Annotated in this window: 1 pseudogene; it reads right to left on the bottom strand. The window is 46.3% G+C overall.

Annotated features, from left to right (window positions below):
* A pseudogene (locus ACS8FD_RS16490) lies at positions 1–1,068 on the bottom strand (polyribonucleotide nucleotidyltransferase); the annotation flags it as partial.

Raw genomic sequence — 1,068 nt, forward strand, 5'->3', positions numbered from 1 at the left:
TGAATCAATCATGTTAACATCACGGCTATTGCCTAGCGTAGTGGTGACTAAGGCTTGCGTCTCACCGCGAGTAAATAATGCTGAACCATGCGTATATGGCAATACACCAACCTGCACGTCAAGCGCACGGACTGTTTCAGGATCACGGCCATCGATACGCGGCTTACCTGACAAGATATTGTCACGAACCGTACGATATTTAAGGTCGTTGTAGATTTCTTTTAGCTCAGATACCGTATCAGCATAAGTTTCTGACTCAGCATCACCAGCAAGCGCATCAATGATTGATTGCTTAATTTCATCGAGCTTGGTGTAACGCGCTTGCTTGTCAGTAATGGTATAAGCATCTGCAACTTGCTCACCGAACTGCTCTTTCATGCTGCTGGTAAGCGCTTGGTCACGCTCAGGGGCAACATACTGCTGCTTAGCGGTACCGATCTCTTCTGCCATTGAAGCAATGTTATCAATCACGATTTGCTGTTGCTGATGACCATATAATACCGCGCCTAACATCTGATCTTCTGACAGCTCTGCTGCTTCAGATTCAACCATTAATACTGCAGACTTGGTACCAGCTACGACTAGGTCAAGATCACTCTCTTTAAGCTGCTCAGTCGTTGGGTTTAGTACGTACTCACCACCGATAAAGCCAACACGTGCCGCAGCGACAGGACCATTAAATGGCGCATCAGAGATTGCTAATGCTGCTGAAGCACCGATTAATGCTGCAATGTCTGCAGACTGGGTTTTATCTGAGGATACAACTGTTGCTGTAATCTGAATCTCGTTGACATAGCCTTCAGGGAACAGTGGACGAATTGGACGATCAATAAGACGCGAGGTTAGAGTCTCAAACTCGCTCGCGCGGCCTTCACGTTTGCCGTATGCACCTGGAATTTTACCCGCTGCATACATTTTTTCTTGATAGTTTACAGTTAATGGAAAGAAGTTTTGACCTTCTTTAGCTTCAGACTTTACTACTGCTGCAACCAGTACTGATACACCGCCCATATGAACCATAATAGAGTTGGCTTGGCGGGCAACACGGCCAGTTTCAAGGACGACCTT

The sequence above is a fragment of the Psychrobacter sp. 1U2 genome, from assembly GCF_051847575.1.